This window comes from Marinomonas sp. ABL3_031 (assembly GCF_056161265.1).
In genome coordinates, this window is record NZ_JBSWYU010000003.1 from 20591 (window position 1) to 46817 (window position 26227).

Below are 26227 nucleotides of genomic sequence, written 5' to 3' on the forward strand. Positions count from 1 at the left end.
CATATTAGGTTTGTCGCTAATTTAACATACTCTCTAACTTTTCTGCACGCATGCAAGTGTCAGATTTAAAGAGAAAAAATGCATATTGACATCGACTGTGCTTAACACGCAACCTGGTCTCTTCAAAATACAAGAAGAGGCTCTCATTTTGATCAATATCCAACCAATTTATTGATAATCCTGTCCATAAATCTTGCTGATCTGAAACCCGCTCGGTCGGCACAATTAACCAATCGACATCAAGCGCTAAAAGATGCTTAGCAGAATAACTTTGATCGTTTTCAGCCACCAATAATAAGGTATTATCCTTGGTGATCTGATTATCACCTAAAAATAACTGACGTTGTGACTCGTCCAACCATTTCAACGCAAGCCTTTCATCGGCTCTTTCAATAAACCAACCACCATCACTATGAGCGATTTGTACATCGGCTGTATTTTGCCAACCAATTTCATCATAAAACAAAACACACCAAATACAGACTAAGGCCAACCAACCTCGACGTAATGGTGATTGGAAAACCCAAAACATCAAGGTCAATAGCAAAAGCCACTGTGTGACAAAAGTGTATGATGTGACAAAGAAAAGTAAAGGAAACTCAAACGCCAAGCGCTCTAACAAGCCCCATAAAGGCTTCAGCATCCGTTCCAAAACAACATAGAGCCAATCATTGGATAACAATAAAACTTCTATTGATGCCAACAACCCCAACGGAAACCAAACCATGGCTGCAAAAGGTATCAATACAAGATTGATAGCAATGGACGCAACAGAGATGGCTTCTTGCCAACCCAAAATCAATACCATGGAGGCGGTACTGAGCATCAGTTGACTGGCTAGTAAACGGCGCCATTTGAACCTTGCGATAGAATAAAAACCGATTAACAAATACACCATGCTGAACGAAAGCCATAAACCAGGACTTAAAATTTGTCTCGGATTGATCAGCAGCACCATCCATAATGTCAGGGCAAGAATCTGCAATGCTGAGCAGCGCATTTGCAAGCATCGACACATTAAATACAAAGTTAACATTATGCTGGCACGAACGACGGGCTCTCCCCATTGTGTCAAATAACCGTATAAGATCAATAAAGGGACAATACAAAGCAGTTCAACATGATGCCTAGTTAGGCCCCTTAATAACCATCTGGCGGGCAAAAACCACCATAAGGCTTTAGCGATCATTAAACCAATGAGAAACATAAAACCTGCGTGTAACCCTGACACGACAAATAAATGCGCCAACCCTAAGGTTCTCACTACCCACAAGTCTCGCTGGCTCCAATCTTCATCTTGGCCAAACAGCAATGCTTTAGAGAATCGCCAAGAAGCAAACTCTTGTAATGGCTTATCTAGCCTTTCCATCAGGCTGCGACGCAAGGAAAAAGGCAGGTCTATGTTTTCAATAACCGCCAAATCTAATAGAGCAGTTTGTCGTTCAATATAAAGTTGCTTTAACCACCAAGCACCATAGCGATCCGCCAAGGCATAACGCATGAGACTGACTTCGTGATAATGGTTAGGGATGTGCGTACTATAAATCAAGTTAACATCATTAAATAACAAGTCGTCTTTTGGTAACTTGGCCGTAGACTGTTTCTCTCGACTCTTACTGTCTCCTAACATTTGAGGAAAGTGCAAGCGAACAGCAGCAGAGTGGGTCAATTCTTGACCATGCAAGCTATGGTCAGTTGTTAATATGAGTAAAGTTTGTTGATGAAGATTAATGAAATATCGATCTTGTTCACTTAATGTCACCTTTAGTTCGGCTTGCGTTTCAGAAAACCACACAGCAAATAATGAAATTAGCGTGAAAAACAAAACTAATACACGCTTTGTTCGTATTAGATAGAGACAGACTAAAGTGATATGCGTAAAATACAGCCACAAATACGAATTCGGCACCAAAATGGCGCCAATCATACTAGACAAACTAGTAAGTAACATAAGACCTCCCTGTCTTATGACGGCTAAATGACTGTTATTTAATTATGCCTAAGAATTATCTAAAGAAGTACATCCCGAATCCAGAAAAGCTAAAAGAGAACAAAGCTTTAGCTCTTCTTGGATCACAGATTTATGAGGCAAATTTATGGCATCTTAATCGTCGTTCTGTCGCAAGAGCATTTTTTAATGGTCTGTTTTGGGCCTTTATCCCAATGCCCTTTCAAATGCTAGCCGCCGCCATGTTTTCCATCCCATTGCGTGCCAATATTCCCTTGTCCATTGCCCTAGTATGGATTACTAATCCAATCACTATGCCTTTTGTGTTCTACTTCAATTACAAAGTAGGCAGTATGATCCTCGGCATTGAAAGCGGCAAAAATTTCCAACTGTCAGTGGAGTGGATCTGGAATAAACTTGAGCATATCTGGTTACCACTTTATACCGGATCCATTGTATCTGGATTGGTTATCGGAGCCATTAGTTATGTGACAATTACTGTCTTATGGCGTTTGCATGTGATTAAGCGCTGGCAGGAACGCAAATTGAGAAACAAATAGAAAAATAACAATCTGTCTGAGTTAAATGCCATCTTGAAGTGACAACGACTGATCGCTTTTTACCAATCAGTAGCAATTCCACATCCCTCTCTTCACCGCCCCCTATCCCTAGCTAGCTTTATTTCAGTGAGGTCAACTCACCTTGCGATAGTCGATACGCAGAATCCATCCAGCCCAGCATCTTTTCATCATGAGTGACAATTAAAAAAGCCATCTGGTATTTCACTTTAAGCTCATTAATTAGATTCTGTACTTCCAACGAGGTCGATTCGTCTAAGTTGCCTGTAGGCTCATCCATCAACACACAAGCTGGTCGATTGGCTAACGCTCGTGCAATGGCAACCCGTTGTCGCTCACCACCAGACAGTTGCGATGGTTTATGATCTAAACGCTCGGCTAAGCCAACTTGGTTAAGTAACTCAACACCACGTTGTTTCGCATCAAATTTATTGATACCCGCAATCCACATAGGCATTAAAACGTTTTCCAAAGCCGTAAATTCTGGTAACAAATGATGGAATTGATAAACAAATCCCATCTGCTGATTGCGCACTTTAGCTCGCTTTGCATCACTCAAACTGGACCAAGAAATCTGCGCGAGCTTTACTTCACCTGACGTCGCCAAATCCAAACCTGCCAGCAGGTTAAGAAGGGTTGTTTTGCCTGATCCTGATGCCCCAACAATGGCACAAGCTTGGCCTTTATTTAGGGAAAAATTGATACCTTTGAACACCTCAACAGTTTGTTTACCATCTTGATATTGCTTGGATAACGCCTGACATTCTAGAACCAACTCATTCATAACGTAATGCCTCCGCTGGCTCTACTTTCGATGCTCGCCATGCAGGATAAATCGTCGCTGCCACCGTCATAATAAAGGCACTGGTAACAATCAATTCCACATCAGACCATTCCAATTGTGAAGGCAAATAATTAATAAAATACACATCAGCATTAAGAAACTGCACACCCAATAAATGTTGAATACCTGCAATCATATCACTGACATTAAGAGCCAAACTTACCCCTAAAAAAACGCCAATCAAGGTACCTAACATACCAATAAAAATACCTTGCACTATGAAGACCCACATTACCTGAACTGACGTCAGGCCCATGGTGCGCAAAATCGCAATGTCGTTACGCTTATCCGTCACGACCATGACCAATGTGGACACTATATTGAATGCCGCTACCGCGACAATTAATAATAACAAAAGACCTATCATGGTCTTTTCCATTTGAATGGCTTGGAATAAATTTCCATGCGTTCGTGTCCAATCGCTAACGCGATTTTGCCCCGGTACAGCACGCGCAATGTCCCAAATCTCTTTAGGCGCAACAAATAAATCATCAAAGGATATACGCAAGGCTTCTACACTGTCTGGCGCATAACGTTTAAGTTTTGCCGCATCTTTGATATTGATATAAGCAAGGCTACTGTCCAGCTCAGCACCCACTTCAAAGGTTCCGACTAAGGTAAAACGCTTAAGGACAGGAGCAATACCTGCAATAGAAACAGACGCTTTGGGTAAAATGGCAGTCACTTTATCACCAATGTTGACGCGCAGTTGGCGAGCCAATTGCGCCCCTAACACGATACCAAAACTCTGATCATTCAAAGCATCCAGCGAACCAGACGCCATATTATCGTCAATAATGGATACCTTTTTTTCCATGTCAGGATTGATACCATTGAGTATGGCACCGTGGACGCTCTCACCTGACTGAAACATAACTTGTGCTTGAATATGAGGCGCTACCGCGATCACATCGGGCATTTTTTCGACTAACTTTGCTGTTTCCCGCCAATCCTCTAGCAAAGGATTTCCCCATAATGTGGCATGGGGAACCATGCCTAAAATTCGTTCACGCAATTCACGATCAAAACCATTCATAACAGACAATACGGTAATCAGTACCATAACGCCCAGCGCCAAGCCTGCAATAGAAGAAAAGCTAATAAAAGAAATGAAATGGTTAGAACGCTTTGCTCTGGCGTAGCGCAAACCAATAATAACTGGAAGGAAGTTAATCAAAGTATATCCTTACATGGCAAAATGGAGGTTTTCACCTCCATTTACAAACACTGCCAAGACGTTTAAGCGTCAAAATCGATACCAATACGACGTCCAATGCTTTCGTATGATTCGATTACGTTACCCAAACCTTGACGGAAACGATCTTTATCGAGTTTTTCTTTGGTTTCAGCATCCCATAGACGGCAACCATCTGGAGAAAACTCATCACCCAATACCACTTCACCTTTGTATAGGCCAAATTCCAGTTTGTAATCCACTAGAATCATGCCACCTTTAGCAAACAAATCTTTTAACACTGTGTTTACTTGGTAAGTTAGCTCTTTGGCCTTTGCCAAATGCTCTGCTTTCGCCCAACCAAATGCTTCAACATGGGACTCATTGATCATAGGGTCGCCTAGAGCGTCGTTTTTCAAGAAAAGTTCGAATGTTGGAGGCGTCAAAGTGGCGCCCTCTTCCACTCCCAAACGACGACACAAGCTACCTGCTGCTACATTACGTACCACACACTCTACCGGCATCATATCCAAGCATTTTACCAAAGACTCCGTATCGCTAAGTAATGTTTCAAAATGCGTTGGAATGCCAGCTTGTTGAAGTTTGGTCATAATAAAGGCATTGAACTTATTGTTGACCATGCCTTTGCGATCAAGCTGCTCCATCTTTTTGCCATCAAATGCTGAGGTATCATCACGAAATACGAGAACCATCTTGTCAGGATCATCTGTACGAAATACAGATTTTGCCTTACCTGCATACAGCTCTTGTCGTTTTTCCATTGGAGAGTCTCCGGTTTTAGTTACGAGGGGTTAATCTTATTTAGGGTATGAATCGTTGCGCGATTCTAAAAGATGCGATTTCTGGATTGTCCATCGCAGAAACATCCACTACCAAAAAGTCACCGGCTTTTTGATGGCTTATTTGATACGGATACTCCCTTTCCTGCCAACTGACATCATCTAAATCACGACGATAAACATTGAATAATTTTTGCTCTTGCCCATCAGCTCCTATCGGCAAAGTGAAGTCAATAATGTCACCGACTCGAGCCACTTTATCAGCTGGTACGGGGGCCAACAACTTGTCATCACCTGGCATTAAGTAGATACCAGCTGCATTGAGTTTTGTCTCAAACTCATTATCAGAAAGATCCTTGCCTAGATAAATAGCATACATTCCTTGATGATCAACCCAGACAGGAAATGCTGCAGTCACATCTTTAGTATTAGATAAATAGGCAGAAGACTGATTCAGCTGGAGACCAAAGGTTCCCCAAAGTCGAACAGCAATCGACTCAGCGTCAGATTGCATCATTGGCGATGCCCACTCTGTTGACTTAGCAGGATCTTGATTGACTTCACGGTATTGCAGTTTCACCAAAGTAACATCATCTTGTTGCTCGAAGGAAAAGGCAAATACCATCTTTGAAGGGTACAAACGTGTGATGTCGCTCCACAAAGATGCCCACCAGCCTTGTGGATGAAAATCAAATGCAATGGAAACAATTTGATCATCTGTTTGCGTTTCAATAGACTGGCCTGCACCATGGATGGAGGTTAAGAAATCCCCAACAACCTTCTTCGCTTCCGCTGCAGAGGTGTTAAGACTGTACTGCACGGAATCATCCATTTCAGCAAAGCCTATTATTTCCATGGGATAATAAACAAATGGCGCTCGAGGCGTTACAAATGGCTGTGGATTGTCTAAATTAGCAATCTCATGTTCGTTTGGAATCACTAACGCGTCTTGAGACTTGATTGATCCTTCCGGCACTTTTAACTTGCTATGAACACCTACTTCCTGTTGATAGTCATTCGAGTGGTCAGGAAAAAAGGTGCTACAAGCAGACAAGCTCATTGCAACGCTTGTCACACCAAGCAATTTCACCATTGCCTTCATCATACTAATAATACTCCTGCTTCGACCATAGCCTGTCGCACAGCAGCATGATACTGCTCCGCAAGCGGCGTTAATGGTAAACGAATCCCTTCTTGGCACAATCCTAATTGACTTACCGCCCATTTCACTGGGATAGGATTGGACTCAAGAAATAAATTCTTATGTAATGAAGAAATTGAAGAATCGAGGGCATGTGCTTTATCTGCCTGACCTGCAATAGCAAATTCAGCAGCTTGTGCTACCATTTTGGGAGCCACGTTCGCAGTAACTGAAATATTGCCTTTGCCGCCCAATAACATCAAGGAAACAGCGGTTGGATCATCTCCGGAATACACAGCAAAATCAGTCGACACCATTTCCAGCAAAGCTTGACCGCGCTCTAGATCCCCTGTCGCATCTTTGATACCAACAATATTATCTATACTCGACAAACGAACCACTGTGTCGTTTTGCATATCGCAGCCAGTACGCCCCGGAACATTATAAAGAATTTGTGGAATATCAACGGCTTGTGCAACCATTTTGAAATGCTGATACAAGCCTTCTTGTGTGGGTTTATTGTAATAAGGCGTGACTAATAAACACGCATCTGCACCGGCTTCTTTCGCACTACGAGTTAAATCAATGGCTTCATGGGTCGAATTCGCTCCGGTACCCGCAATAACATGTACGCGACCATCTACTTTTTCAACCACTTGTCGAATCACATTCGCATGTTCTTCATGGGTTAAAGTAGAAGCTTCCCCTGTGGTCCCAACGGCCACAATACCGTGAGTTCCTTCGTTAATATGAAACTCGATTAGATCATCCAACTTCTCAGTGTCTACAGCGCCATCCGCCAGCATGGGAGTAATAAGCGCAACTAAACTACCCGTGATCATTTTGAGTCTCCGTTAAAATTATAAGCGCGCCTATAGTAACGCTCAGGCTGTTTATAAACAATAATTGACAAGAGTAAAGCCTGTGTAATTTTGACATATTTGTACATAGCAGAGATTTTTTGCAAAGCTCTTGTTAAGCTTGCTTTTTTCATCTGATTCATTCGAGAGAAATACTATGACTATTGAAGTAGGACAAATTGCCCCAGATTTCAGTTCCAAAGACCAAAATGGCGACACCATTACCCTTAGTCAGTTCAAAGGTAAAAAGGTGGTGCTGTATTTTTACCCGAAAGACAACACGCCAGGCTGCACCGCCCAAGCTTGTGACTTACGCGATAACTATCAAGCCTTGTTAGATCAAGGTTATGTTGTATTAGGAATCAGTCCTGACACAGAGAAAAAACACCAAAACTTCATTGAGAAATACCAACTGCCCTTCCCTTTGATTGCAGACACTGAAAAGGAAGTGCACGAATTGTATGGCACATGGCAACTGAAAAAGTTCATGGGCAAGGAATACATGGGAACGGTACGCACCACGTTCATCATTGATGAAGAGGGCAAAATTGCTGACATCATTGCCAAGGTAAAAACCAAAGCGCACGCCGAGCAAATTCTAAATTAATACGCCTGCCCCTGAGTCATCAGGGGCAAGTTTTTCAGCTTGCCTGAAACTCTTATAACAAATCAAATGCCGCCGCGAATTTTCTGTCTCACACTTTCTAGATAAAAAGCGTTTAATGTATGGTGCAACTCTGTCGATAAGGGTGCAAGATCGCTGGCCTTAGCATTTCGCACCACCTGATCGGCACGACTCGCTCCAGCAATAATGGTCGACACCTGAGGCTGATCCAAAATCCACCTTAAAGCCACATCCAATATATTCTGCTCGTCAGACAGCAACTGACTGACTCGCTCCACTAAATCAATGCCTGTCTCAAATGGAATACCATTAAAGGTTTCACCCACATGAAAAGCCGCACCGTCTTTGTTGTAGTGTCGATGGTCGCTTGTATCAAATTGATAGCCCTTAAACATCTTTCCTGTTAGCAAACCGCTAGCCAAAGGCAAGCGCACAATGACACCTATGTTTTTCTCTGCAACCAATGGGAACAATTGATCGACCGCGTCCTGTCGAAACACATTGAACAAAATTTGCAGTGTGGCAAGTTGATCCTGTTGGCAACAGAATACCGCCTCATCAATCATTTCCACACTGGCACCAAAGTGCTCAATCAGACCTTCCTGTTGAAAGTCTTCCATCCAAGCCAGTACATCACCAGCAAACAACACATCACGCGGAACACAATGTAATTGAGCCAAGTCTAGCCGATCCACACCAAGGCGCTTGGCAGACGACTGAAGGCTCTGCTTCATCTTAGTCTTAGTATAACCATCTGGGTATAATTCCCCATTGCGACCCACTTTCGTGGCGATTTTAGGCTGCCAACTGCTCCGCTTTAACCAATGACCAATTCGCTCTTCACTGAGTCCTGCCCCATAGACATCTGCCGTATCAAAAAAACTAATACCTTGTTCCTTGGCGGAATCCAATACTGCTAGGGCCTGTTTATCTTCAATGGGGCCAAAGTCGTTACCCAACTGCCAACACCCTAATCCCATCTCAGAAATTGACCAACCTGTCTTACCTAGTATTCTCGATTTCATCTGTTATCCTTATTTTTTGATTTTAATCATTTAGTTAAGAGGCATTTATGCTTTCCTCGATTTCCCTTGCATTAACTCCCATTCTTCTTATCGCTGGTTTAGGGTTTATTTTAGGGAAATGAACCGATTATTTAGATGCCCCTCAAATCGGCAGTTTAGTATCCAATGTCGGTATGCCAGCTCTATTGTTAAGCTCAGTTTTGTCAATGGATATGGAAATCTATTCCATGACAAAAATCATCTTGGCAAGCATGCTGATATTAGCCTGCATGTCGTTTATCACTCTAGCGCTTCTGAAGATCACAGGTCAATCCATCCGTTTTTACCTATCTCCTTTGGTCAATCCCAATGCAGGCAATCTCGGTATTCCTATTATTTATGCTTTATTTGGTGAGGCAGGACTGGCCATTGCCGTTGTCGTATCATCTGTCGTTCAAATTAGTCACTTTAGTCTTGGTGTGGGCATCATGTCAGGTCAATATCACCCGAAACAACTACTGAAAAATGGGCCTATTATTGCCTTGCTAATTGGCGTCATTATTCTTTCTCTGCCTACCCAACTACCAGATGCCATCATGAAAACCTTATCTATAATAAGCCAAATGACGTTACCCATGATGCTGTTATTACTCGGCTATTCATTAAGCAAATTGACGATCAAAGACAAAGGCAAACTTAAAAGTGCCGTTCTTTATTCGTTTTATCGCCCAGTGATGGGCTGCTTGGTCGCTTTTGCCATTGCTTGTTTATTGCCTTTAACACCACTTGAAAAAATGGTACTCATCATACTAAACACCATGCCTGTGGCCGTAATCAGCCATATATTGGTTACAAAATATAAGGGGCCAAAAGAAGAAATGGCGTTGATGATTCTACTGTCTCTGCCCATTTCATTGATTATAAGTGGGTTACTCGGTTGGCTAGCTTTACAGGCGACATAAGATATCTAAGCAAGGTAATAAAATAAAAAAACCGCAACTTAGTGCGGTTTTTCATAACATTTGATTTACTGCCTACTCAGTCTATCGTTCCCTAACACCAAACCTTCTTGCGAAGTGCGGTACGGATTGATGTCCAAACCACCACGGCGAACATAACGCGCATAGACAGTGAGAAACTCTGGTTGGCACTGACGCATGATGTCAATAAAGATGCGTTCAACACACTGCTCATGAAAATCCGTATGCTCTCGAAATGACACTATGTACTTAAGCAAGGATTCATGTTGAATTTTTGGTCCGTAATAATCAATAAATACTGACCCCCAATCTGGCTGATTGGTCACCGGGCAGTTGGATTTTAATAAGTGACTAACCAAACGTTCTTCCACCTGACCTATGCTTGGATCAGTAGCAAGTAATTCACTATTTGGGTGGTAGTCAACAATATCCACATCCAAATGATCTATACAATAATCCGGCGTCAAAATCACCAAAGATTGCATAGCATCAAGGTCACGCAACACCACGGAAACCTTAGCTCCAGCAGCAGCGGATAGATCTTTTTCCAGAATAGCTTGGACCTGTTCGCTGGACTCGTAACGCATTTGATTAAGTGAATTTAAATATAATTTAAACGACTTAGACTCAATAATATTAGGAGAATCACAAGGCAACCGGAATTCTGCAATCATAACGATCGGTTTGCCCTTCGAGTCCAACCAAGACACTTCATAAGCATTCCACACATCTTCACCGTAAAAAGGCAAACGCTCAGAAGCAATTCCCATGTCTGACCACTTATCCACTCGTGCAATGGGATAAAGCAACCCTGCATCGTACTCAGAAACATACTCTGTTTGCTGACCTAAGGGTAAAAAGCCCATATCTTACCTCAATTTCTAATGCCCTTGCCTTTATTTAACAAGTGCAATCCGTAACAAAACAAAACCACAATAAACACACTGACCATGACCAATGCCCAGTAAATATTAATGTCAGAAACACCAAGAATGCCATATCGAAATGCATTCACCATATATAACACAGGATTGAGTAATGAAATCGATTGCCAAAAATTCGACAGCAAATCAATCGAATAAAAGACCCCACCTAAATAAGTCAAAGGCGTTAATATGAAAGTCGGTACGATTGACACATCATCAAAATTACGTGCATAAATGGCATTCACAAAACCACCTAAGGAAAACATCACAGCTGTTAGAAACACCACAAGAATGGTCAGAAACAAGTTTTCTAATGCCAGATGAGTAAAAAACAATGACAGTAAGGTAACAATAAAACCTACGCTCAATCCGCGCGCGACACCGCCCAGCACGTAACCCAACAAAATCACCCAATTAGGTGTTGGTGAGACTAACAACTCTTGAATACTGTGCTGAAACTTAGCCGAAAAAAAAGACGATGATACGTTAGAATAAGAATTGGTAATCACCGACATCATGATTAAACCAGGCACTATGTATTGCATGTAACTAAAGCCACCCATTTCACCAATTCGATCACCAATTAGGTTACCAAAAATAGCGAAATACAAGGTCATAGTAATGGCAGGTGGTAATAAAGTTTGTGCCCAAATTCGTGTAAAGCGACGAATCTCACGGGCTAAGATAGTATAAAACGCAATCCAGATTTCAGAATTTTTCATACTCTAGCCTTTAATTAATTTTACAAACAATTCTTCAAGTCGATTTGACTTATTGCGCATACTCACTACATTTACCGATACTTTATCCAGCGCACTGAAGATATGGTTGATCGATTGCCCTTTGATAATCTCAACTTCCAAGCTAGAACCATCTACACCGATTGTGACACTATAATCTTCTACTGACCAATCGGTTGGTAATGGTCTATCCAGATCCAAAATAAAAGTTTCTTGATTCAGGGTTTTAAGTAGCGCTTTTACACTGGTGTTTTCAACAATTTCACCCGCATTGATAATGGCTATATTTCGACACAACTGCTCTGCTTCTTCTAAATAATGGGTGGTTAGTATGATGGTCGTACCACGCGCATTTAATCCCTTGATGAATTCCCACATGGAACGACGTAATTCAATGTCTACACCAGCGGTTGGCTCGTCTAAAATCAGTACTTCTGGTTCATGAATCAGAGCCCGTGCAATCATCAAGCGCCGCTTCATGCCCCCCGATAACATACGCGACTGAACGTCTTTTTTGTCCCATAGATCCAACTCTTTGAGATATTTTTCAGCTCGCTCGGCTGCGACGTCGCGATCAATCCCATAGAAACCAGCCTGAGTAACGACAACGTTAAAAACCGTTTCAAAGACATTAAAATTGAACTCTTGTGGCACCACACCCAAGTATTGCTTCGCCTTCGCAAAATCTTGATCTATATCTTGCCCAAAGATAGACACCTTACCAGACGACTTGTTAACCAATGAACATAGAATGCCAATGGTAGTCGATTTCCCTGCACCATTTGGTCCCAATAAGGCAAAGAAATCGCCTTTCTCAACCGTTAAATTCACCCCTTTTAATGCTTCAAATCCGCTTTCATAGCGTTTTTTGAGGTCACTAATTTCGATCGCATATGTCATAATTAGGTTTCTCGTACGGCACTGGCCGACTCAATCGTTACTTATTTAATAGGGTTTTACGTGGAATCACGCACACAATACATTCTTAACGCTTTTGCAGATCTACGTCAGCGATTCGCTGAGCACGATCCATTTAACACTGCGGATTTAGCAGAAGAAGAAATGGATTTTCTTCAGAAATGGGATCTTCTTAGCCAGCAGATCGAAAATAACGAAGCGGATTACAGTTTCAATGCTCAAGAAATTCTTGCGCGTTTTATTCGCTGCTACCCAAATCTAGTCCCATTAATCAAACGGGAATTACTCTGGTTTATTGGTGGTGAATGCCTGCATTATCTAGGTGATGAAGAAATCGCCTTTTATCAACAATTGGAAGACCAACTCTATGAATTAGACAATCAACAAATTGCTTACGATATGCACGATGAAATCAGTAAATTTCGTTCTCATACCAAGCAGTTACACTGATTGCTGCCATAAAGTAACACTGCAGATAAAGAGAAACTTTATATTCTGCAAACGCTAATTTCTTGGGCGACACAGATCGCCCCAGAAACTACACCTTTTTAAACACCAATGTGCCGTTCGTTCCACCGAAACCAAATGAGTTATTTAATACCACATCAATTTTGCGCTTCTGCGGGGTAAATGGCACATAATTTAAATCACAACCTTCACCCACTTCTTCAAGGTTAATGGTTGGCGGGGCGACTTGGTCGCGTATCGCTAAGATAGAGAAAATTGACTCAACGGCTCCTGAGGCCCCCAGAAGATGACCTATCATGGATTTTGTTGAGCTAATTGCCACATCAGAAGCATCCTCACCCATAACCGCTTTAACAGCTTGAGTTTCCGCCAAATCACCGGCAGGCGTCGAAGTACCATGGGCATTAATATAATCAATTTCTATTGGTGAAATCCCGGCATCCTTCAATGCAGAACTCATCGCCACAGCAGCACCTTTACCACCTTCTGACGGCGCTGTCATATGATGAGCATCATCACTCATGCCAAAACCTGCTAATTCAGCATAGATGGTCGCACCACGAGCAACAGCATGATCATATTCTTCTAATACCAAAATACCTGAACCATCCCCCATCACAAAACCATCACGGTCTTTGTCCCACGGGCGACTTGCCGTTTTCGGATCATCATTACGGGTTGATAACGCTCTTGCGGCTCCAAAACCACCAATCCCAAGTGGTGTAATCGCCATTTCAGCACCACCCGCTATCATTACATCCGCATCACCGTAAGCAATCATCCTACTCGCCATACCAATATTATGAGTACCTGTGGTACAAGCCGTAACAATGGAAATATTAGGTCCTTTAAAGCCAAAGCGAATGGCTACATGACCAGAAATCATATTAATAATCGCGCCTGGGACAAAGAAAGGCGATATACGTTTTGGCCCAGACTCATTCAATAACTCTAGGTTCTTTTCAATCATTGGTAAGCCACCAATACCTGAACCAATAGCACAACCAACACGAGCCAAATCTACGGTTTCTTCACGAATATCCGCATCTTCTAAAGCTTGTACAGCCGCTGCAATACCATATTGAATGAAAATATCCATTTTGCGAGCTTCTTTGACACTCATATACTGAGTTGCATCAAAGTCAGTCACTTGCGCCGCAAATCTCGTGGAAAATTGGCTCGACTCAAAAGAAGTGATCTCACTGACACCACTTTTGCCTTCCAAAATGTTATCCCACGTGTCTTTTACATTATTGCCAAGGGGTGTCACCATTCCCATTCCTGTGACTACAACCCGACGACGAGACATATGATTCCTCCAAAAATCGCCACCACAACTTAAATGGCTATTAATAAGAAAAGCCGCTGTAGCAATTACGAGCGGCTTTTCGGAAAACTCAGTTCACCAAACGATTACAAGTTAGCGTTGATGTAGTCATTCGCTGCTTGTACGGTAGTGATTTTTTCAGCTTCTTCATCAGGAATCTCAGTATCAAATTCCTCTTCAAGAGCCATAACTAACTCAACCGTATCTAGGGAATCTGCACCTAGGTCATCTACAAAAGATGCTGAAGGGACAACCTCTTCCTCTTTAACACCTAGTTGTTCACAAACGATTTTTTTTACGCGTTCTTCAATGCTACTCATTAGAAGTTCCTACTCTACTCATTAACAGCTCATTGTGAGCATATTATAATATTCAATCGCCTAAAAGGCATGATTCTCAACATGAACCGGAGACGTATTTTCGTTGAATTAATTATAAAATTCAACTCAAATTATGACATATACATGCCACCATTGACATGCAAAGTCTCACCGGTAATGTAGGCAGCGCCTTGCGACGCCAAAAATGCGACAGCTGACGCAATTTCTTCAGGTTGACCAAGACGCGCTGAAGGCACTTTTTCCACCAACTTGGCTTTGTGATCTTCTGGCAAGACCTTGGTCATGTCTGTTTCAATAAAGCCTGGGGCAACACAATTCACTGTAATACCACGAGAGGCGATTTCTGCCGCTAGTGAACGACTAAAACCTTCTAGACCCGCTTTGGCAGCCGAATAGTTTGTCTGGCCACCATTGCCCATGGAACCTACGACAGAACTAATACTGATGACACGACCAAATTTGGCTTTGGTCATACCACGTAAGCAAGCCTTGGTGACACGATATACTGAAGTTAGGTTAGTGTTAAGCACTTGATCCCACTCATCTTCTTTCATACGCATCATTAGGTTATCACGAGTGATGCCAGCGTTATTCACCAAGATAGTAGGTGCACCAAACTCTGCGGTTACTTCTTTAACAACACTGTCAACCGATTCGCTGGATGATACATCCAACACCCAACCTTTACCATTTTCACCTAGGTATTCACTGATACTTTGTGCGCCAGACTCACTGGTCGCTGTACCAATAACGGTTGCACCCTGCTCAACTAAAGCCGTTGCAATCGCTTTACCTATACCTCGTGTCGCTCCTGTCACTAGGGCAATTTTTCCTTCAAGACTCATGCCTGTCTCCAACAATTAACAAAAAAACAAAAGCTAAAGTAAGGCTCACACCTTACCTAATTAGCTAATGCCGATTCAAAACCTGCCAAATCTCCAAGAGAAGATGCTGCCAAGCCTTTTACAATTCGCTTATTCAAACCACTTAACACTTTGCCGGGACCACACTCTAGCGAGGCAGTAACACCCAAATCAGCAAGCAAAGCAATCGATTGCGTCCATAATACAGGCTCACTCAATTGAGCAACCAAGTTAGACTTTATCAACTCAGGATCGGACACAGCCTGCGCAGATACGTTTTGTACCAATATACAAGTCGGCACTTTAAACTCAATAGAGTTCAATTCTTTGGCCAATCTTTCACCTGCCGGAATCATCAATTCGCAGTGAGATGGTACACTAACAGGAAGGGGTAAAGCACGCTTTGCACCCGCTTCTTTAGCATTTTCCATGGCAGCCTCTACCGCCGCCACATGACCTGCAATCACCACTTGACCTGGTGAGTTAAAATTCACCGCGCTGACGATTCCTTGCGCAGCATCACACGCTGCAACGACCTTATCATCATCTAAGCCGATAATAGCCGCCATCGCACCTTCACCAGCTGGTACAGCTTGCTGCATATACTCACCGCGTAACTTCACCAACTTCACAGCATCAGCAAATTCAATCACGCCAGCACAAACTAAAGCAGAGTATTCTCCTAAACTGTGACCAGCAACATACGCCGGCTTTTCACCGCCTTGCTGCTCCCAAAGACGCCATAAGGCAACACTCGACGTTAATAATGCTGGCTGAGTTTTATCTGTTTGACTCAATCCTTCTGCATCATTTTGCACTAGATCCCAGAGATCGTAGCCCAAAGCCTCAGAAGCTTCTGCAAAGGTTTGCTTTATGATGTCATGTTTTTCAGCCAAGTCAGCAAGCATCCCTAATTGCTGAGATCCCTGACCTGGAAAAACAAAGGCGGTTGTTGTGCTCATTTTATTTCCTCTTTAACAATATGCGTCTCTATCACCTGCGATAAATTGGCTCGCGCGATATCCATTCCATATTCAATCGCCCCAATCATTGCAGGCACATCGGAGCGACCATGACCTTTTACCAAATTGCCGCGCACTCCCACAAGGCAAGCCCCATGACGTCGCTCAGTTTGGTAAAAAGACTCAAAAACAGAAGACGCTTGTGTGATGCTAGTCATTTTTTTCTGAATAAAAGACAATAAGCCTTCGGATGCTTTTAACACCGCATTACCCACCATGCCATCACAAACAATGACGTTTTTTTCGCCTTCAAACAATTCACTCCCTTCTGCATAGCCTTGATAATTGGGCCACTCTTGGCCAATTAAAAGGCCATCAGCTTCTTTGATAACCGCACTGCCCTTCGAACTTTCTACCCCTACGTTCAATAAACCTACTTTTGGTTCTTCATCACTCAAAGCCTCTACATAAGCTGCGCCCAGTTGCGCAAAGCCCACTAACATTGAAGCGGGGCAATGAACATTTGCCCCTAAATCCACTAAACAACGTAAGGGTTTGGATTGGATTTCACGCATTAAAGCAGGATACAATTTTGGACGAATCAAACCAAGAATATGACGTGCTAAGGCCACCATCACGCCAGTATTACCTAAGGTAACGACAACATCAGATTGTTGTACAAATAAACTGTGAATAGCCTGATATATGGAAGTTTGTTGACGACGAAATAAGGACAAACGAATCTCTTCATCAGGCAATATGACATCATCACAAGCTACCAAAGAAAGTCTTTCGTGGGGCGCAGGCAAATCAAGCCCAGCATTGGGGGTATAAAACAGAGTAATTGCTACATCAGGGTTGTTGTCCAGAATTTGGACCGCTCCCTGAAAAGCAATGCGGGGACCTAAGTCCCCGCCCATAGCGTCTAAAGCTACCCTGATCATGGGTGTCTTAATTACTCACCTTTTGGGGCGATAACTTGACGGCCACGGTAAAAGCCGTCTGCAGAAATGTGGTGACGACGGTGAATTTCACCCGTTGTCTTTTCTACAGATAGAGTTGCGCTAGTCAAAGCATCGTGTGAACGACGCTGACCGCGACGTGAACGAGTTACTTTACTTTTTTGTACTGCCATTTTTGGAGCTCCTAACTTTTCTTAGCCTTTAATTGGGCTAATACACTAAATGGATTCGGTTTTTCGTCATCCGGTGCGTCATCGGTAGACGAGGCATACTTTTGAGTTGTTGGGTTGCAACCACTTTCTTCGTGATAAGCGACAATAGGCAAAGCAAGTATGATTTCTTGTTCGACCATATCTGCCAAAATTACTTCACCATCGGTCATGACAACAGGATCGTAATTGTTCGGAAGATTTTTAGCATGATCTTCGTCATAAACAAAGCCCAGTGCTAAATCCACCGCCAGATCATACTCAACTGGCCCCATGCAACGCTGACAAACAACCTGCACTTTGGCAGTCAATGATCCAGTAGCAATATATCGCCTATCCTCATCAACTCTAAAGTCTAAATGTATAAATGCATCGCCCTCATCTGAGGCTAAAATAGCACATAGCTCCTTAAATTGATTAAGGGGCAATTTCCCTTCAAACGCCAACTCATTGTTAGCGTACTTGCGTGGGTCAAAATATTTGGGCAATGTGTCATTTAACATGGCGGCAAATGATATTGCCAAGCACCTCTATTGTCAAAGTCTAACTGCAGTTAAACGGCTTTTTTTCACTTTATTTTGAACCAGATAGAGAAAAACGAGTAAAATTCTCACAATCCCTCACCTTTGATTGGAAAAATGATGCCAACAAAACTCATTTTAGGCTCCTCATCCCCTTATCGAAAGGCGCTTTTACAACGCCTTAATCTATCATTCGAATGCATTTCGCCCAACATTAATGAACAAGCCTGGGACAATGAATCACCTGAATCGCTTGTCGAACGCTTAACCATTGCCAAAGCCCATGCCGTGGCTGAGCAATGGCAAAACACACCAAGCAAAGACACCGCGATCATTATTGCATCCGATCAAGTTGCTGTATTAGAGGAAGAAATTCTTGGTAAACCTCACATACATGAAAAAGCCGTGGCACAACTCGTTCGATTTAGTGGTAAAAAAGTCAGCTTTTTAACTGGCTTGAGTGTTTTAAATACCGCAACGCAAAAATACGATTACAGTTTAGTGCCATATCACGTGTATTTTCGCCAGTTGAGTGAACAAGAAATTGTGAATTACGTTAGACTAGAACAACCTTTGGATTGCGCTGGTAGCTTTAAATGTGAAGGCTTAGGCATAAGCCTATTTGAAAAAATGGCAGGTGATGATCCAAATGCACTCATCGGACTGCCATTAATTGAGTTGTGTCGCTTATTACGTAAGCAAGACATTAGCCCTTTGGAAATGAATGATAAATTGAATTATTAGACTCAAGATCTGTAATGGCTTTTTGCGCCACTTCATAACCGAATTTAATCAATTCTTCTGCCCGCCAAAATTCATAAAACGCGGCAATATCTTTAGGGACGGAGATCAACAAATCCGGTGGATAACCCGCCAACTTATATTGGGTTAATGACTCCTGCATGGTTTCAAACATCATGTTGATGGTTTCTAAACGTCCCCAGCTCTCCTCATTATAACCCCCTCCGTTTCCTTCATTTTTATTTTTGGAGAATAAACTTTTGGCATTATTCCACCAGGCTGGGCCATCTCCTTGCTCTGCTATTTTTTCTCGCTCATGATGAATATTGTCCGCAGGACCATTAAGATCCACAGCAATAATATAATCCGCTCCCGCTGGTACGGAAGGTATAATCGGTAAAGGATTGAGTACACCACCATCAACGTATTTGCGATCATTTATTGCCACAGGTGAGACAATCGAAGGAATAGCGGAAGAAGCACGCATCGCGCTGACAAGACCTCCGCGCTGAAACCAAAACTCTTTTTGATTAAGTAGATCCACTGTTACCGCAGTAAAGTCTATGCTCAGATCTTCTATTTGTGGCGTGCCAATCATTTCTTCGATTTTTTCGAAAAATTTATCGCCTTTAATATAACCACCATTAAAAATAGACATGTCCAATAGACGCAGAACACTCATCTTATCGAGAGACAAAGCCCAATCTTCATATTCTTTAAGTTTACCTGCGGCATAAACACCGCCAACAATTGCACCTATCGAACAACCTGAAACACTGACAATATCATAACCCGCTTCTGCAACCGCTTTGATGACACCAATATGCGCATGCCCTCTTGCAGCCCCGCTCCCCAGCACTAAAGAAGCGGTCTTTCTACTTTCTAAATCTTCCATAAATGCCCTAGCGCATTAATCCAATCTTACAAAGGTAATCCGATTCACCCCCAAACTGTCTTTTCCCATGTCCGCAAGATTGATAAACCTTATCTTGCTCGCCAACCTTTCTCCTAACGCTGAGATGAGATTATCAATTTGCCGATCTCCAACCACAATAGCTGTTTCGCCATTTTGCACTTCACTGGTGACAAAGCCTACCACCTCTTGCCCTGCTGATAGATCATTTAAGAAACGACGAATCCTTGGCACATCATTAACCTCTAATTGAGCTAGAAAATTACGATTGGTCTCGCCCGACGATAAAGACAATTGATCTAGACGTATCATCACATCGCCCGCGCCGCGCCGATTTACGTACAAAACTTGATAAATATTATTGGAAGATTGCACAACCAACAAAGATTGGCTCTGCTCTGAACCATATAATAAGTATTCACCAAAAAAGTCATTTGCCCAAGCATTACTGCTACCACAATTACGACTTGAACACTCGAATAACAAAGCTTGATCAGAAGTGGTTAACTGATCACGATAATGCTGATAAACCGCCTCTAATGAGGCATTACGATCAATTTTGTAAAGTGAAGTGGTCAGATCACCAGTAAGTCGTAACACGTTTTCTGGCTCCCAGCCCCTTCCAGAACGCTGAATCTTAGCCAATGGAACTTCAACAGAGACACCTTTATCAGAACGACTCTTGATTAACTGAGCATCACGAAAATCTTCAATACCGAGCGGCGCTGCACTAAGCGCAAAGCTTGATAAAATCGTCAACAAACTCATTGTCAATTTCATACAGTCGATTCCTCGTTTGTGAGTCTTGCTTAGTTAGTTTTGATCAATAAACTGTTTAATTTGAGTCGCTAGCGCAAAACAAGTATCAGGCTCTAAATGAAAATGATGATTTCCTTCTAGCCACTGTAATTTTATCCATGGAAAGTGTTGTTTACGTTGTTCAACAAAATCTGGATTGTTTTTATAAATCCCCTCACTGGCCATTAACGCCAAAGTTGGGCATTTAATTTCCTGAATAAAAGCGGCCACACTTTCCTCATCCATTCGAAAGGGAGAAGGGAATGTCAGCTTAGTATCATGTCGCCATGACCAACCACCTTGCTCATCAACATGAGCGCCACGCTCCACCAATAGTTTTGATGCGGACCTAGAAAGCTTAGTAAAACCCTCCATTCTCGCAAGCACCATGGCTTCTTTGTCCTCATATTGAGAAGTGCGAGAAGGCTTTAACTTAGCCATTTTATTAATCGCTCGCTGTAAAGTCACAAGCCTATCTTCTGAAGACCCCGTTAAGGGCCCCATATTATCAAGCAACACCAATCCACGAACCTTGTCTGGCGCGATGGCAGCAACCAACATAGCCACTGCGCCGCCCATGCTATGACCAAGCAACCAAACACTTTGTTTGGACTGATTTAAAATAGACACTATGTCGAGAACATAATCCCACAAATGATAAAAACTACCTGCTGGCCTATGTTGTGACAAACCATGCCCAGCCAAGTCCAACGCGGTATGAGAGAAATCACTCAGATAAGGCGCTAGATGTGTAAAACTGGCCGCGTTATCTAACCAACCATGTAAAGACAATACTTTGACTGCAGAAGCATCTTGCGCTAGCCACTGCAAAGCTGCCAACTCAGTATGAGGCAGCTTAAAAACAATTTCATTTCCCATATTTGAACTACCATTCTATGAGAGGGATTGAAGATTTATTTGGGAGTGATGTACCAACGCATTTGACAACAAGCAGCGGCAAAATACTCCGCCTCGATACAGACTAAAGTGCCAGTGGTCATAACAAAATTCAACGGCAAGGCTTGATCTGTCAGATATTCCACCAAATCTTGCGCAAATGGCTGATGAGTAACCAACAAAATAGAGTCACTTTCTTGTTGTTCAAGCCAATCCGTAACTTGCGATACTCGACCAGCAGGTGTAATCAAATCACTCGTAAAAAATTGATTCACACTTCCTAATTCTGCCAAGAAAGTTTTTGCCGTCTGTTGAGCTCTAACATAAGGGCTCACCACCACAGCATCCAGCTTACCTTGTTGAGCTTTAAAGGATTGAGCGGCCGATTTAGCCTCAGCAACGCCAAGTTCAGTCAGTTCGCGACCAGCATCACCCGCTTGACTATAAGGACTGGCATTGCCATGACGTAAAATATAGAGATGCTTAGACGTCATCTTCAGACGTCACTTGTGGCCAGGGCTGGAATGGAAAAGGCTTTTCTTCCTCGGCAAAAGAAAGGTAAGAAAAGATCTGACCAATAAAAGCCGTCACATTCGTTAGCCAAGAAGACAAGGTCACTGGTTCTTGCTTAGAACCTAATTTCACTAAACTCACCACGACAAGCAAAATACCGAATACTGTGATCGCCAGATTCAACACAAACCAATACAACAACATAAAGATCAAACGAAACCAAAACTCTTGTTTGGCATAGCCTGGTTTAGACATTTTTTGCCTCCTCATTTGTAGCAAATTCGACATCCCATTTCTGCTCTCCCGTCATCATAGATCCAACTAGAGAATCAATCGATGCTCCTGCAAATATTAGTTTAAACAAACCTTCTGCTAAAGGCATATAAAGTTGATGCTTGTGAGCTTCTTCTACCACCATTTTAAGCGTATTAACCCCTTCAGCCACCTCTCCAATGGAACCTATGGCTTCTTCCAAATCCTGGCCAGAACCTATAGCAAAACCAACACGATAATTTCGACTCAATGGCGAAGTACAAGTGGCGATCAAATCCCCCATACCAGCCAAACCTAGAAAGGTCATAGGGTTGGCACCAAAATGCACAGCAAATCGACTCATCTCAGCCAAGCTACGGGTCATAATCATTGACATGGTGTTCTCACCCACTTTCAATGCTTTGGCTAGACCACAAACAATGGCGTAAATATTTTTCAAAGCACCTGCTAACTCTACCCCCTTACTGTCGCGGTTTTCATAAACGCGAAAAGTCGGTGACTTGAGTAACTCTATCACTCGCTGACGAACCAAGTCATCTGCACTAGCAATCACAGACCCGGTCATTTGCCCAGCAGCAATTTCCTTGGCCAAGTTTGGTCCACTTAGCACACCAATTTTTTGCGTTACTGCATTACGGCGCAATACATCACTCATTAGCTCAAAACGATTTGGGTTAAAGCCTTTCGTCGTGCTAATAAGAATTTTATCGGACGTCAATAAGGGCTCAATGCGCTCCATCACTTGTTCAAAAGATTTCGATGGTATGGATACAAATACCGTATCACTGTCACGTATTGCCTGCTCTAGATTACTGGTTGCCAGCAATTCCTGATGCAACGGCGCATTGGGTAAATAACGACTGTTCAATCCTGTTAAATTAATTTCTTCTACTTGCTGCTCATTACGCATCCATTGACTGACCTGATGCCCATTCTTAGCCATTATATTGGCCAGAGCAGTACCAAAACTTCCGCCACCCAACACACATACAGAATGCTTCATTTATTAATTCCTATTGCGATCATCCATTATGATGAACAACTGACTTCCAATGATTTCGCCCATTCTGGCGCACGTTGCACCAAGTCATTCGCAGCGTCATGATCCGCAAATGGGGAGTTTAAAACATTTAACAAACGTCGAAACGGTATATAATCACCTCGCTCCGCAGCCTGTATGACCTCATGAGCCAAATAATTACGTAAAATAAATTTCGGGTTAACCGCCAACATGGCGTCCGAGACTGATGACCAACCCTCATCTTTTTTTAACCTTACCGTTTGATACTCATTAAGCCAATCACGCATGGCTTCGCGATCAATTACTTCATCGAGTATGGGCTCAAAGTCATGTCGCTCAAGACCGGATAACAAGCGAAAAAACAGGCTGTAATCCATTTTTTCCTTACTCATTAGCTGCAATAGCGGTGGCAAAAGTGCATGCAAATCTTGCTGCTTTTGCAAACCCATTTTGGTCATCATAAGAGCATCATAATGTGTTTGCAGTTGTGTTTCATAAGTCTGCAATATGGCAACCAGCTGATCTCGTGACAAATACTCAGAAAAACAACGCATTAAGCAATTTAGATTCCATAAACCCACACCTGGTTGACGGGAAAAAGCATAACGACCTTCATAATCCGAATGATTGCACACCCAATGTTCATCAAAATCTTCCATAAAACCATAAGGGCCATAATCAATAGTCTCTCCGGTAATGGAAAAATTATCTGTGTTCATTACACCATGTTGAAAGCCTACCGACTGCCACTTAGCAATCATTTGTGCAGTACTCTTTACTACTTCTAAAAGCATTACTACTAATGGCTGCTCGGCGGCCAACGCCTCTGGAAAATAATGTTCCAGACAGTAATCGATAAGCTGTTGTAACTCTTCCTGTTTACCTTGATAAAAGAAATACTCAAAATGACCAAAACGTATATGACCGTGTGCACTTCTAAGCAACATAGCACCGGGCTCAGGAATTTCTCGATAAACCGCTTCACGACTATCAAATAAGGCTAATGCACGGGACGTTGGTATTTGTAAAGCAGCCATGGCTTCACTGGCCAAATATTCACGAATGCAAGAACGTAATACTGCCCGACCATCACCACGACGAGAATAGGGTGTTAATCCAGCACCTTTCATATGAAGGTCATATAATCGTCCATCGGAGGCCTTAATCTCCCCTAATAAAACACCTCGACCATCTCCCAACTGAGGTGAGAAGCCGCCAAATTGATGACCTGCATAAACCATACTCAAACTATTTGGCACAGCTTTTTCACCCAATAAAATGGCTCGAGTCCCTGGGGATTTAAAATCAATCTCTAGAAAGGTTGCCAGCGTTTGGTTACATTCAACCAAACGCTGTTCATGTAGTGGCTGAATCGCCACAGGAGAGGAAAAAGCATCACCTAGAGCTGCATAATGATGTTCTAACTTCATTTTTGCTCACTCAATATATTGGGCTTACTTAGAGGAATCTACCATGTATTCGCAACGAATACTTTCGCCCACAGTTTTTTCTATTTCGGGAATCATGAAAGCATCATCTTCACTCGCGAAGCTCACCGATTTACCACTTTCACCACCACGACCTGTACGACCAATGCGGTGCACATAATCTTCTGGGTCTTCTGGTAAAGCGTAGTTCACCACTAACTCAACATTGTCGACGTGAATGCCTCGACCAGCAACATCGGTTGCTACCAGAACTTGAATCTTACCATCTTTAAAATTTTTCAGTGTTTTAACACGTTTATCCTGAGACACCTCACCGGACAAGATAGCACAGTTGATCTTTTCCATCTTCAGACGCTCAAACAAGTCGCGGGTTTCGTCTCGACGGTTAGCAAAAATAATGGTTCTTTGCTCACCATTATCTTCTATTAGTTGCTTCAATACTGGCCATTTTTGCTCAGCTTCGACGGTATAAATAATCTGCTCAATATTTTTATTGGTGGTTTCTTTCGGCACCACGGATACCTCTTTCGGGAAGAAGGTCCATTGTTTCGCTAAAGCTTGAATGTCTTTCGGGAAAGTGGCACTGAACAACATAGTCTGACGAGACTCTTTATGCGGTGTCATACGGATAATGCTTTTCACATCAGGTATAAAGCCCATAGACAACATACGATCTGCCTCATCTAGCACCAAGCATTCCACTTTATTAAGCAATACTTTACGACTACGGGCAAAATCTAACAAGCGCCCAGGTGTTGCGACGAGAATATCGACATTTTCCGTTTGTAATGCTTGTTTTTGCCTTTCGTAGCTCAAGCCGCCTACCAATGAAACGACGTTGAGATGGCAATTAGCCGTCAGTTTTACCGCTTCATCAGCAATTTGCAAAGCCAATTCACGTGTAGGCGCAATAATCAAGCCACGCGCCAAGTTGTTGGCTCTATCCTCTTCTACAGGGTAGTCCAAGAAATCACTGATCATAGCAATCAAAAACGCGGCCGTTTTGCCCGTACCGGTTTGCGCTTGACCTATGATGTCATAGCCTTGCAAAGTTGTAGGTAATGTTTCTGCCTGAATTTCGCTGCAATACTCAAACCCCATTTCGGCAATGGATTTCAAAACACGATCAGGTAAATTCAAGTCATGGAAGCGCAATTTACCCTCCAGTTCTGGCACCTGAAAATCTTCAATAGACCATACACCTTGCGCCGCTTTAGCCGTATCCTTACTTGTGTTGCTCGTCTTACCTTGAGCCTTTCTTGGTCGTTTGCTTGGACGACGATTACGTTTCGGTTTCGCGTTACTGTCTGGTGTTACATCTTGATTTTGGTTTTCCATAATGGAACTTTGCACTTCTTCTGTTTAAGGTTAATTATCCGAGCAGGCAGTGTACCTAATTGCTATGGCTTTATCATCTTTTCATTTGCAATCG

General features: G+C 42.6%; 30 protein-coding genes. 5 read left to right on the forward strand and 25 right to left on the reverse strand.

All coding sequences use genetic code 11. From position 1 onward, the window contains the following. Nucleotides 1-16: 16 nt before the first annotated feature. Nucleotides 17-1951: a ComEC/Rec2 family competence protein gene (locus ACXAH2_RS04530; RefSeq protein WP_475076987.1), complete on the reverse strand. Its 1935-nt coding sequence runs from the start codon at nt 1949-1951 to the stop codon at nt 17-19. A 44-nt stretch (nt 1952-1995) separates the two neighbouring features. On the opposite strand from ACXAH2_RS04530, the gene ACXAH2_RS04535 reads away from it, so the two are divergent. Continuing rightward, nucleotides 1996-2508, forward strand: coding sequence for a DUF2062 domain-containing protein (locus ACXAH2_RS04535; RefSeq protein ID WP_475076988.1), 513 nt, complete (start codon nt 1996-1998; stop codon nt 2506-2508). A gap of 118 nt (nt 2509-2626) precedes the next feature. Here ACXAH2_RS04535 and ACXAH2_RS04540 read toward each other — a convergent pair whose 3' ends face one another. From ACXAH2_RS04540 to dapA, 5 genes are all read right to left on the reverse strand, one after another. After that, nucleotides 2627-3310, reverse strand: coding sequence for an ABC transporter ATP-binding protein (locus ACXAH2_RS04540; RefSeq protein ID WP_475076989.1), 684 nt, complete (start codon nt 3308-3310; stop codon nt 2627-2629). Continuing rightward, nucleotides 3303-4547, reverse strand: coding sequence for a lipoprotein-releasing ABC transporter permease subunit (locus ACXAH2_RS04545; RefSeq protein WP_475076990.1), 1245 nt, complete (start codon nt 4545-4547; stop codon nt 3303-3305). The genes ACXAH2_RS04540 and ACXAH2_RS04545 overlap by 8 nt, the downstream gene beginning before the upstream one ends. 62 nt (nt 4548-4609) lie before the next feature. Beyond that, entirely contained in the window at nt 4610-5326 is a 717-nt protein-coding gene (purC, locus tag ACXAH2_RS04550; RefSeq protein WP_475076991.1) for a phosphoribosylaminoimidazolesuccinocarboxamide synthase, read from the reverse strand. Nucleotides 5327-5366: 40 nt separating this feature from the next. Further along, the gene (locus ACXAH2_RS04555; protein ID WP_475076992.1) at nt 5367-6449 is read right to left on the reverse strand and encodes a hypothetical protein; all 1083 of its coding nucleotides are present in this window, start codon (nt 6447-6449) and stop codon (nt 5367-5369) included. Beyond that, nucleotides 6446-7327 (reverse strand): 4-hydroxy-tetrahydrodipicolinate synthase, encoded by an 882-nt coding sequence (gene dapA, locus ACXAH2_RS04560; protein WP_475076993.1) that lies wholly within the window; start codon nt 7325-7327, stop codon nt 6446-6448. Before dapA ends, ACXAH2_RS04555 begins: the two co-directional genes overlap by 4 nt. Nucleotides 7328-7502: 175 nt before the next feature. Here dapA and bcp point away from each other — a divergent pair, with 175 nt between their 5' ends. Further along, nucleotides 7503-7952, forward strand: a complete 450-nt coding sequence (gene bcp, locus ACXAH2_RS04565) for a thioredoxin-dependent thiol peroxidase (RefSeq protein ID WP_475076994.1) — start codon at nt 7503-7505, stop codon at nt 7950-7952. Between the two features lie 62 nt (nt 7953-8014). On the opposite strand, the gene ACXAH2_RS04570 is transcribed toward bcp, so the two are convergent. Next, entirely contained in the window at nt 8015-8995 is a 981-nt protein-coding gene (locus ACXAH2_RS04570; protein ID WP_475076995.1) for an aldo/keto reductase, read from the reverse strand. A 146-nt stretch (nt 8996-9141) separates the two neighbouring features. Between ACXAH2_RS04570 and ACXAH2_RS04575 the strand changes: the two genes are divergently transcribed. Beyond that, nucleotides 9142-9936, forward strand: a complete 795-nt coding sequence (locus ACXAH2_RS04575) for an AEC family transporter (RefSeq protein ID WP_475077279.1) — start codon at nt 9142-9144, stop codon at nt 9934-9936. Nucleotides 9937-10001: 65 nt separating this feature from the next. On the opposite strand, the gene queF is transcribed toward ACXAH2_RS04575, so the two are convergent. Genes queF through ACXAH2_RS04590 form a run of 3 tightly spaced genes read right to left on the reverse strand, consistent with a single transcriptional unit; the run spans nt 10002 to nt 12520 of the window. Then, entirely contained in the window at nt 10002-10820 is an 819-nt protein-coding gene (queF, locus tag ACXAH2_RS04580) for an NADPH-dependent 7-cyano-7-deazaguanine reductase QueF (protein ID WP_475076996.1), read from the reverse strand. Between the two features lie 8 nt (nt 10821-10828). Then, nucleotides 10829-11602 carry an ABC transporter permease gene (locus ACXAH2_RS04585; protein ID WP_475076997.1) on the reverse strand — a complete coding sequence of 258 codons (774 nt, stop codon included), beginning with the start codon at nt 11600-11602 and terminating at the stop codon, nt 10829-10831. A 3-nt stretch (nt 11603-11605) separates the two neighbouring features. After that, nucleotides 11606-12520 (reverse strand): ABC transporter ATP-binding protein, encoded by a 915-nt coding sequence (locus ACXAH2_RS04590; RefSeq protein WP_475076998.1) that lies wholly within the window; start codon nt 12518-12520, stop codon nt 11606-11608. Nucleotides 12521-12580: 60 nt separating this feature from the next. Here ACXAH2_RS04590 and ACXAH2_RS04595 point away from each other — a divergent pair, with 60 nt between their 5' ends. Further along, nucleotides 12581-12988 (forward strand): PA2817 family protein, encoded by a 408-nt coding sequence (locus ACXAH2_RS04595; RefSeq protein ID WP_475076999.1) that lies wholly within the window; start codon nt 12581-12583, stop codon nt 12986-12988. Nucleotides 12989-13076: 88 nt separating this feature from the next. Here ACXAH2_RS04595 and fabF read toward each other — a convergent pair whose 3' ends face one another. The 7 genes from fabF to ACXAH2_RS04630 form a co-directional block, all read right to left on the reverse strand. Beyond that, the gene (gene fabF / locus ACXAH2_RS04600) at nt 13077-14315 is read right to left on the reverse strand and encodes a beta-ketoacyl-ACP synthase II (RefSeq protein ID WP_475077000.1); all 1239 of its coding nucleotides are present in this window, start codon (nt 14313-14315) and stop codon (nt 13077-13079) included. A 104-nt stretch (nt 14316-14419) separates the two neighbouring features. Further along, the gene (acpP, locus tag ACXAH2_RS04605; protein ID WP_067017871.1) at nt 14420-14653 is read right to left on the reverse strand and encodes an acyl carrier protein; all 234 of its coding nucleotides are present in this window, start codon (nt 14651-14653) and stop codon (nt 14420-14422) included. Between the two features lie 131 nt (nt 14654-14784). After that, nucleotides 14785-15519: a 3-oxoacyl-ACP reductase FabG gene (gene fabG, locus ACXAH2_RS04610; protein ID WP_475077001.1), complete on the reverse strand. Its 735-nt coding sequence runs from the start codon at nt 15517-15519 to the stop codon at nt 14785-14787. A 56-nt stretch (nt 15520-15575) separates the two neighbouring features. Next, nucleotides 15576-16499, reverse strand: coding sequence for an ACP S-malonyltransferase (fabD, locus tag ACXAH2_RS04615; RefSeq protein WP_475077002.1), 924 nt, complete (start codon nt 16497-16499; stop codon nt 15576-15578). Then, entirely contained in the window at nt 16496-17443 is a 948-nt protein-coding gene (locus tag ACXAH2_RS04620; RefSeq protein ID WP_475077003.1) for a fatty acid synthesis protein, read from the reverse strand. The genes fabD and ACXAH2_RS04620 overlap by 4 nt, the downstream gene beginning before the upstream one ends. 11 nt (nt 17444-17454) lie before the next feature. After that, nucleotides 17455-17634: a 50S ribosomal protein L32 gene (gene rpmF / locus ACXAH2_RS04625; protein ID WP_353668312.1), complete on the reverse strand. Its 180-nt coding sequence runs from the start codon at nt 17632-17634 to the stop codon at nt 17455-17457. An 11-nt stretch (nt 17635-17645) separates the two neighbouring features. After that, nucleotides 17646-18194, reverse strand: coding sequence for a YceD family protein (locus ACXAH2_RS04630; protein ID WP_475077004.1), 549 nt, complete (start codon nt 18192-18194; stop codon nt 17646-17648). Between the two features lie 117 nt (nt 18195-18311). On the opposite strand from ACXAH2_RS04630, the gene ACXAH2_RS04635 reads away from it, so the two are divergent. Beyond that, the gene (locus ACXAH2_RS04635; RefSeq protein WP_475077005.1) at nt 18312-18935 is read left to right on the forward strand and encodes a Maf family protein; all 624 of its coding nucleotides are present in this window, start codon (nt 18312-18314) and stop codon (nt 18933-18935) included. Here the strand turns inward: ACXAH2_RS04635 and ACXAH2_RS04640 are convergent. The 8 genes from ACXAH2_RS04640 to ACXAH2_RS04675 are packed head-to-tail and all read right to left on the reverse strand — an operon-like array spanning nt 18898 to nt 26133. Continuing rightward, complete coding sequence (locus ACXAH2_RS04640; protein ID WP_475077006.1) at nt 18898-19827, reverse strand: patatin-like phospholipase family protein; 930 nt, start codon at nt 19825-19827, stop codon at nt 18898-18900. The genes ACXAH2_RS04635 and ACXAH2_RS04640 overlap by 38 nt on opposite strands. Before the next feature lie 15 nt (nt 19828-19842). After that, nucleotides 19843-20625 carry a DUF4892 domain-containing protein gene (locus ACXAH2_RS04645; protein ID WP_475077007.1) on the reverse strand — a complete coding sequence of 261 codons (783 nt, stop codon included), beginning with the start codon at nt 20623-20625 and terminating at the stop codon, nt 19843-19845. A gap of 33 nt (nt 20626-20658) precedes the next feature. Continuing rightward, the gene (locus ACXAH2_RS04650; protein ID WP_475077008.1) at nt 20659-21522 is read right to left on the reverse strand and encodes an alpha/beta fold hydrolase; all 864 of its coding nucleotides are present in this window, start codon (nt 21520-21522) and stop codon (nt 20659-20661) included. Nucleotides 21523-21557: 35 nt separating this feature from the next. Continuing rightward, nucleotides 21558-22034, reverse strand: coding sequence for a phosphohistidine phosphatase SixA (sixA, locus tag ACXAH2_RS04655; RefSeq protein ID WP_475077009.1), 477 nt, complete (start codon nt 22032-22034; stop codon nt 21558-21560). After that, entirely contained in the window at nt 22024-22308 is a 285-nt protein-coding gene (locus tag ACXAH2_RS04660; RefSeq protein ID WP_475077010.1) for a DUF4389 domain-containing protein, read from the reverse strand. The genes sixA and ACXAH2_RS04660 overlap by 11 nt, the downstream gene beginning before the upstream one ends. Beyond that, nucleotides 22301-23329 carry an NAD(P)H-dependent glycerol-3-phosphate dehydrogenase gene (locus tag ACXAH2_RS04665; RefSeq protein ID WP_475077011.1) on the reverse strand — a complete coding sequence of 343 codons (1029 nt, stop codon included), beginning with the start codon at nt 23327-23329 and terminating at the stop codon, nt 22301-22303. The genes ACXAH2_RS04660 and ACXAH2_RS04665 overlap by 8 nt, the downstream gene beginning before the upstream one ends. A 26-nt stretch (nt 23330-23355) precedes the next feature. Beyond that, entirely contained in the window at nt 23356-24777 is a 1422-nt protein-coding gene (locus tag ACXAH2_RS04670) for a protein adenylyltransferase SelO (RefSeq protein ID WP_475077012.1), read from the reverse strand. A gap of 24 nt (nt 24778-24801) precedes the next feature. Next, nucleotides 24802-26133 (reverse strand): DEAD/DEAH box helicase, encoded by a 1332-nt coding sequence (locus tag ACXAH2_RS04675; protein WP_475077013.1) that lies wholly within the window; start codon nt 26131-26133, stop codon nt 24802-24804. Between the last annotated feature and the right edge of the window lie 94 nt (nt 26134-26227).

Excerpts from the sequence above, each read along its gene's own strand:
- ACXAH2_RS04530 (WP_475076987.1), bottom strand. The coding sequence starts at position 1,951 with ATGTTACTTACTAGTTTGTCTAGTATGATTGGCGCCATTTTGGTGCCG.
- ACXAH2_RS04535 (WP_475076988.1), top strand. The coding sequence starts at position 1,996 with ATGCCTAAGAATTATCTAAAGAAGTACATCCCGAATCCAGAAAAGCTA.
- ACXAH2_RS04540 (WP_475076989.1), bottom strand. The coding sequence starts at position 3,310 with ATGAATGAGTTGGTTCTAGAATGTCAGGCGTTATCCAAGCAATATCAA.
- purC (WP_475076991.1), bottom strand. The coding sequence starts at position 5,326 with ATGGAAAAACGACAAGAGCTGTATGCAGGTAAGGCAAAATCTGTATTT.
- ACXAH2_RS04555 (WP_475076992.1), bottom strand. The coding sequence starts at position 6,449 with ATGATGAAGGCAATGGTGAAATTGCTTGGTGTGACAAGCGTTGCAATG.
- dapA (WP_475076993.1), bottom strand. The coding sequence starts at position 7,327 with ATGATCACGGGTAGTTTAGTTGCGCTTATTACTCCCATGCTGGCGGAT.
- bcp (WP_475076994.1), top strand. The coding sequence starts at position 7,503 with ATGACTATTGAAGTAGGACAAATTGCCCCAGATTTCAGTTCCAAAGAC.
- ACXAH2_RS04570 (WP_475076995.1), bottom strand. The coding sequence starts at position 8,995 with ATGAAATCGAGAATACTAGGTAAGACAGGTTGGTCAATTTCTGAGATG.
- queF (WP_475076996.1), bottom strand. The coding sequence starts at position 10,820 with ATGGGCTTTTTACCCTTAGGTCAGCAAACAGAGTATGTTTCTGAGTAC.
- ACXAH2_RS04585 (WP_475076997.1), bottom strand. The coding sequence starts at position 11,602 with ATGAAAAATTCTGAAATCTGGATTGCGTTTTATACTATCTTAGCCCGT.
- ACXAH2_RS04590 (WP_475076998.1), bottom strand. The coding sequence starts at position 12,520 with ATGACATATGCGATCGAAATTAGTGACCTCAAAAAACGCTATGAAAGC.
- fabF (WP_475077000.1), bottom strand. The coding sequence starts at position 14,315 with ATGTCTCGTCGTCGGGTTGTAGTCACAGGAATGGGAATGGTGACACCC.
- acpP (WP_067017871.1), bottom strand. The coding sequence starts at position 14,653 with ATGAGTAGCATTGAAGAACGCGTAAAAAAAATCGTTTGTGAACAACTA.
- fabG (WP_475077001.1), bottom strand. The coding sequence starts at position 15,519 with ATGAGTCTTGAAGGAAAAATTGCCCTAGTGACAGGAGCGACACGAGGT.
- fabD (WP_475077002.1), bottom strand. The coding sequence starts at position 16,499 with ATGAGCACAACAACCGCCTTTGTTTTTCCAGGTCAGGGATCTCAGCAA.
- ACXAH2_RS04620 (WP_475077003.1), bottom strand. The coding sequence starts at position 17,443 with ATGATCAGGGTAGCTTTAGACGCTATGGGCGGGGACTTAGGTCCCCGC.
- rpmF (WP_353668312.1), bottom strand. The coding sequence starts at position 17,634 with ATGGCAGTACAAAAAAGTAAAGTAACTCGTTCACGTCGCGGTCAGCGT.
- ACXAH2_RS04635 (WP_475077005.1), top strand. The coding sequence starts at position 18,312 with ATGCCAACAAAACTCATTTTAGGCTCCTCATCCCCTTATCGAAAGGCG.
- ACXAH2_RS04640 (WP_475077006.1), bottom strand. The coding sequence starts at position 19,827 with ATGGAAGATTTAGAAAGTAGAAAGACCGCTTCTTTAGTGCTGGGGAGC.
- ACXAH2_RS04645 (WP_475077007.1), bottom strand. The coding sequence starts at position 20,625 with ATGAAATTGACAATGAGTTTGTTGACGATTTTATCAAGCTTTGCGCTT.
- ACXAH2_RS04650 (WP_475077008.1), bottom strand. The coding sequence starts at position 21,522 with ATGGGAAATGAAATTGTTTTTAAGCTGCCTCATACTGAGTTGGCAGCT.
- sixA (WP_475077009.1), bottom strand. The coding sequence starts at position 22,034 with ATGACGTCTAAGCATCTCTATATTTTACGTCATGGCAATGCCAGTCCT.
- ACXAH2_RS04660 (WP_475077010.1), bottom strand. The coding sequence starts at position 22,308 with ATGTCTAAACCAGGCTATGCCAAACAAGAGTTTTGGTTTCGTTTGATC.
- ACXAH2_RS04665 (WP_475077011.1), bottom strand. The coding sequence starts at position 23,329 with ATGAAGCATTCTGTATGTGTGTTGGGTGGCGGAAGTTTTGGTACTGCT.
- ACXAH2_RS04670 (WP_475077012.1), bottom strand. The coding sequence starts at position 24,777 with ATGAAGTTAGAACATCATTATGCAGCTCTAGGTGATGCTTTTTCCTCT.
- ACXAH2_RS04675 (WP_475077013.1), bottom strand. The coding sequence starts at position 26,133 with ATGGAAAACCAAAATCAAGATGTAACACCAGACAGTAACGCGAAACCG.